5 protein-coding genes are annotated in these 6,094 nt (G+C 34.4%); 2 read left to right on the top strand and 3 right to left on the bottom strand.

Annotated elements, in window-relative coordinates:
* Nucleotides 1–35: 35 nt before the first annotated feature.
* Genes ACM6F9_RS20345 through ACM6F9_RS20355 form a run of 3 tightly spaced genes read right to left on the bottom strand, consistent with a single transcriptional unit; the run spans nt 36 to nt 2,785 of the window.
* Complete coding sequence (locus ACM6F9_RS20345; protein WP_414847358.1) at nt 36–800, bottom strand: hypothetical protein; 765 nt, start codon at nt 798–800, stop codon at nt 36–38.
* A gap of 10 nt (nt 801–810) precedes the next feature.
* Nucleotides 811–1,893, bottom strand: coding sequence for a PorV/PorQ family protein (locus ACM6F9_RS20350; protein WP_047428571.1), 1,083 nt, complete (start codon nt 1,891–1,893; stop codon nt 811–813).
* Between the two features lie 13 nt (nt 1,894–1,906).
* Complete coding sequence (locus ACM6F9_RS20355; RefSeq protein WP_414847359.1) at nt 1,907–2,785, bottom strand: DMT family transporter; 879 nt, start codon at nt 2,783–2,785, stop codon at nt 1,907–1,909.
* 173 nt (nt 2,786–2,958) lie between these two features.
* On the opposite strand from ACM6F9_RS20355, the gene ACM6F9_RS20360 reads away from it, so the two are divergent.
* The gene (locus ACM6F9_RS20360) at nt 2,959–3,480 is read left to right on the top strand and encodes a GNAT family N-acetyltransferase (RefSeq protein WP_414847360.1); all 522 of its coding nucleotides are present in this window, start codon (nt 2,959–2,961) and stop codon (nt 3,478–3,480) included.
* 281 nt (nt 3,481–3,761) lie between these two features.
* Entirely contained in the window at nt 3,762–5,390 is a 1,629-nt protein-coding gene (locus tag ACM6F9_RS20365; protein ID WP_414847361.1) for an acyl-CoA carboxylase subunit beta, read from the top strand.
* Nucleotides 5,391–6,094: the final 704 nt, after the last annotated feature.

A 6,094-nucleotide genomic window follows, 5' to 3' on the forward strand; every position in this document is an offset into this window, starting at 1 on the left:
GAAATGAATTAAGGATAGTTTTTTAGTTTTTTTGGTTATTTAGCTGTAAAAATTTCTTTGGTATATTTTCCGTCTGTCTGCGGAATATCGATTACAATATTTCCATTTTCAAAATATCCGACAGTCGTATTTCCGTCAGCAAGTTTTACAATGAAAACAGAATCCTTAGAAGTTGCTTTAAAAACTGCAAATGGAACAGAGCTTCCAGACCTAGCCAAAATAAACTGGCTAGGATCAATCTGTATTTTCTGAAGGTTTATTTTTCCGTTCGAAAAGTTATTCGCTTCAGAAGTTACCGTAGTTGCAACGGATTCAGGAGATGAATTCTGGGTTGTTGTAGTTATAGTATTAGTAGTAGCAGTAACATTAGTAGCTACAGGTAATAATTCTACAGGATTGGATACAGGTACAGTTGCTAAAGCCTGCTTCAAAGCGTCATGAAAGCCTTCTTCAAAATCTTTGATATTTGAACTCCCTTTGGATTCCATAATCATCTTATTGTTACAGTCTTTAAATTGGACAATCAGTTTATTTTTAAACAAACTTTTATCCTTTAAAATATCAACTGTAACTACATTACAATAGTTATTTTTAGCTTCAGCAGGCCAGTTATCTTTAATTACTGGAAGTGATATATATTTTTTCCCTGCTAAGGTTTTTGTGAAAAGGTTTTTTAATCCATACTCTTCACTGAAAGTTTCAAATTTTTCAGGAACTGCGACATATTTATAGTCTGAAACTTTTTGTGCAAAAATCATTGTTGAGCATACCGCCAACAAAAATGTTGATACCTTTTTCATTTTAATTATTTTAATCGTTTCTGAATGCTCCCATATCCAGCTTCAATGAGAAGAAATTGGAATAGAAATTAGATCCACCTATCCCTGAATTCGTAATCGCATAATCCAGTGTAAGCCCTCTGTATCTGATTCCAAGACCTGCACTTGGCTGGAAAGAAACTTTTCTTTTAAGGTCTTCTATATCTGTAATGGATTGGAATCTGTTGATCCCCAATCTCACAAAAATCATCTTCTGATACCCCAATTCAGCTCCTGCATAAGGACTAATACTGGCAAAATCTGTGGAAATCAATGAAGCAGTTTTAGCAAAATCTACATTGATACCTGCTTCCGGCAATACATACACACTACTATTAATTTCAAATAATTTACTGGCACCTACGTTCAGCTTAGGCATTGTAAGTTCCAGTTTGTCTTTCGGAGCCGGGTTGAACTCTTCTCCGTTCACCACAGTTGAAAGTTCTTTCTGATTAATTGTCCAGAAGTTTACAGTAGTGGTAATATCTCTCACCATTCCCCCGAACTTCCATCCGTTATCTGCTTTATAAATAGCTCCAACATCAAAACCAAAACCATAACCGTTTGCAAATTTACCTACATTTCTGTATACAATTTTAGCGTTCACCCCTACATCCAGTTTAGGATTTCCTCCAGGTCTGAATGCATAAGAAAGGATAGCTGCATAATCGGACTGGGAAAACTTGGTGATTTTATCATAATCTATATTCCCTTCAGAGTCGATCATTTGGGTGGTATTCAAAATATTGTCTACTCCAAGTCTTACTACCGAAACACCAAAAACACCTTCTTCCAATACTTTTGCATACGCCAGATAGTCATATTTTGCAATAGACTCAAAGTATTCTGCGTGCATTGCTGCCCCTTGCCAGTCTCTTTCAATGGACATCAAACCTGCAGGGTTCCACATAGGAGAATATACATCATCCTGATTGGTGATTACAGCTCCTCCCATTGCAAGACCTCTTGCTCCTGCTCCGATGTTTAAGAATTCATTGGAATATTTCCTGATAATCTGAGATTGAGACAGCCCAAACAGCAGTGAAAATGCAAGTAAAAAATATTTTTTCATCATATAAATTTGATGCTTAGTTTAAGTTTTTAGTTTTTCTGGCTTTTATTAATCCATTTGCAATGATTGCCAGTATCATAACACCTGAAGCGATATAAAATATAGGGCTCATATGTTCTGATTCCCCAAAGATAAAAAAAGCTAGTATAATTCCGTAGACTGGTTCTAAATTAACTGTTAAAATTAAAGTAAAAGGTGATATATATTTCATTAAATTCACCGATTCCAACATTGGGAAAGCAGTAAAAACACTTGCTAACAAGCATATTAACGCCAGATCCCTGTAGTTTATTTCATTCATCTGAAAAATTTGACCTGAAAGCAGATAAAATAACATTAAAATAAACCAACCACAGAAAATTTCATAAAAAATAATATTTCCTGAGCTCGTTTTACCAAACATTTTACCATTAAAAACAGAAAAAATAGTTCCAAATACTGCACACAGGATTCCATAAATAATACCTTCTTTAAAATGAAATTCTGTTTTAAAGATCAGCAGGATACATGCAACGATAACAGTTCCCATGACTACTTCAGAAATATCAATCTTCCTTTTGAAAATAATAGGCTCCAGAATTGAAGCAAAAAGAGTAGATAAAGAAAGACAGCTTAGTGCAATAGAAACATTGGAAACTTTAATAGAATAAAAAAAGCAGTACCAATGAAGCGCCATTGCAAAACCTATGGCTGCCAGCTGAAAGAATATTTTTTTGGAAACCTTTATACTTTCCTTTTTAAAAACTCTGATAAATACAAAAAGAAAAATGGAAGCAAACAACATTCTGTAAAATACCAGAATCTGTGCATTGGCCTGAATCAATTTTCCTAAAATTGCAGTAAACCCCCACAAAAATACTATTAAGTGCAACCTGAAAAGTGCCAATTTATGCATAACCTATCTTCTTTGAATTTTTAACGTGCAAATTTACAAATACGCTTTTATAAATCTTACAAAAAAATTTAAATTTACATTAATAAAAAGATGATAAATAAAGTTTTTAATAGCTTTCCTCTTAATTCAGGACCTTTTCTATTAATTTAATAAAAAGATTAAAAAACCACCATATGATATTAAGTTCAAATATTGAAATCAAAACAGAACATCTGACATTACAACCTGTTGAACTCATACACATAGATGATATTTTTGAGCATTTTACACAGGAGGTGACTCGGTATATGCCTTTTAACCCACAAGGGAATAGACAGGATATAATCAACTTTGTTAATGAATCAAAAAGAACCTTGTTACAGAACACAGATCTGGTAATGGTTGCTCTGGACACTAATGGTGATTTTACAGGATGCTGCGGTATTCATAATATAACAGAAGAATCTGTTGAGCTTGGACTTTGGTTAAAAAAAAATTCTCAAGGGAAAGGATTCGGAACCGAAATTATAACCGCCCTCTTAAAATTCCTGGAAATAAATTTTACTTTTAAATATATTGTATATCCTGTAGATGAAGAAAATACAGCCAGCAGAAAAATTCCTGAAAAACTAGGTTTTATTCCTGCCAAAAAATACCAAAAACACAAGAATCATCTTACCGACCTGAATATTGTAGAATATAGAAAGTATTACTAACAGACCATAAAGCAATAAAAAAACCCTGAAAATGTGTTAAACTTTCAGGGCCTTCAAATAATAAACTATTAAAAAAATAAACTAGGAACAGAGTAATTTTCAGAGGTTATCACCCTCCATTACTCTTATGTAAAGTTAGAAAAAATATAAATTATTTGAAAGTATTTTTTAGTTAAAAATTTCACAATTTACTAAAAACCAAATAATTAAACATCTGTTTTACTTCCAATTCATATTCCTCATAAAAATAGTATCTTTAAGCGTAAAAAATTGAAAATTTTATGGACATCGAATTCAATAAACGAGAAGATCAGAACAGATTAAAATTATCTGAAATAAATCGCTTACTCACTGAGATCAAAAAAGGAGGCGGTGAGAAGAGGCTTCAAAAGCTTCGTGATGAAGGAAAAATGACAGCAAGAGAAAGAATAGATTATCTTCTCGATAAAGATTCAGATTCCATAGAAGTAGGAGCATTTGCAGGATATGAAATGTACAAAGAGCACGGTGGATGCCCTAGCGGAGGAGTTGTAGTAGTTATTGGCTACGTTTCCGGAAGACAGTGTATTGTTGTTGCGAATGATGCATCTGTAAAAGCAGGTGCTTGGTTTCCTATCACTGGAAAGAAAAATCTGAGAGCACAGGAAATAGCCATGGAAAACAAATTACCAATTATTTATCTGGTAGACTCTGCAGGCGTTTATCTGCCTATGCAGGATGAAATTTTCCCGGATAAAGAGCATTTTGGAAGAATTTTCAGAAATAATGCTAAAATGAGCTCTATGGGAATCATCCAGATTTCTGCCGTTATGGGCAGTTGTGTAGCTGGAGGAGCTTATCTGCCAATCATGAGTGATGAAGCTATGATTGTGGATAAAACAGGTTCTATTTTCCTTGCCGGAAGTTATCTGGTAAAGGCAGCGATCGGAGAAAGTATAGATAATGAAACATTAGGTGGAGCTACTACACATTGTTCTATTTCTGGTGTAACAGATTATAAAGCGAAAGATGATAAAGATGCTCTGAATAGAATCAAAACCATCATGAAATCTATCGGAAGTACTGAAAAAGCAGGCTTTGACAGAATAGAAAGCTTCCCGCCAAAAGAAAATCCTGAAAATATTTTTGGAATAATGCCGGTTTCAAGAGCCGAGCAATATGATACCTACGAAATTATCAAATGCATTGTAGATAACTCCGAATATGATGAATATAAGCCAGATTACGGTAAAAGTATTATCTGCGCAACAGCAAGAGTTGATGGCTGGTCTGTAGGAATTGTAGCCAATCAGAGAAAGCTGGTTAAAAGTGGAAAAGGAGAAATGCAGTTTGGGGGAGTGATTTACTCTGACTCAGCGGATAAAGCTACCCGATTCATTGCCAACTGCAATCAAAGAAAAATACCATTGATCTTCTTACAGGATGTTACCGGATTCATGGTAGGCTCAAAATCAGAACATGGCGGAATCATCAAAGATGGTGCTAAAATGGTAAATGCTGTTTCTAATTCTGTAGTTCCTAAATTCACCATCATTACAGGTAACTCTTATGGAGCAGGAAATTACGCAATGTGTGGAAAAGCTTATGACCCTAGATTAATTGTTGCATGGCCTTGGGCAGATTTGGCTGTAATGGGCGGTGCACAGGCAGCAAAAGTATTAGCTCAGATCCAGGAATCAACCTTAAAAAAACAAGGAAAAGAGATTTCCGAAGAAGAGCACAACGAAATTTTGGATACCATTTCAAAGAAGTATCAGAAACAAACAGAATCTACTTATGCTGCTGCAAGATTATGGACAGATGCCATTATCAACCCAGCAGATACAAGAAAATGGATTTCTATGGGAATTGAGGCAGCAAATCACTCTCCTATCACTGAGAAATTCAACTTAGGAGTAATACAGGTATGATCTATTTATAGATAAGATAAGAAAATCGGCTATCTCAATTCTGAAATAGCCGATTTTTTATTTATATTGTAAAAGTAGAACGTATCCTACTTCCCATATTCTTCTTTACAAAATTCTACAGGCCCACCAAGTTTCATGCAGCACTGATAATAGCTCAAACAAATACCATTAGGCCATCCTGGAGGATAACACATTCTAAACTGCAGTTCTTCCAGACATGCAGGTCCTCCACTCCCTTTAAGTGATTTTAAACTCTCTCTTGAAATCTTCACTAGATTTTTCATAGTTATTTTAGTTTTAATTGTTTCCTACTCTATTTAAGCTTTTCGGATAACGCTGCTCTAAAATACTGATTTTTCCTCGAACAGTGAAATTTAATTAAAAATAGAGATAACCCAATTTGGGTTCTTGAAATTTGAATAATTCGGTTCCAGTTTCCGGCTTGCACAGGAATATGTTACAAGATTGTGAATTTCAGGATTATGAATCAGGAAATATCAGTTGGAAGTTTTAAAATCCTGATTCCTTATAGAATTCCCTTTAGCAGTGTCATGCTGAGCTGAGTCGAAGCATTTTTATTACTAGGAATAATCTTTCTGCTATCGTAATTCTATGGAAGAACTTTGTTTAGACTCCTTCGGAGTGACAATGGGATGGCATAGATAACAGTAATGATGGTAAAGACTCATTAAAGGATAAAGATG

It is taken from the genome of Chryseobacterium sp. IT-36CA2 (genome assembly GCF_949767875.1).
Lineage (GTDB): Bacteria > Bacteroidota > Bacteroidia > Flavobacteriales > Weeksellaceae > Chryseobacterium.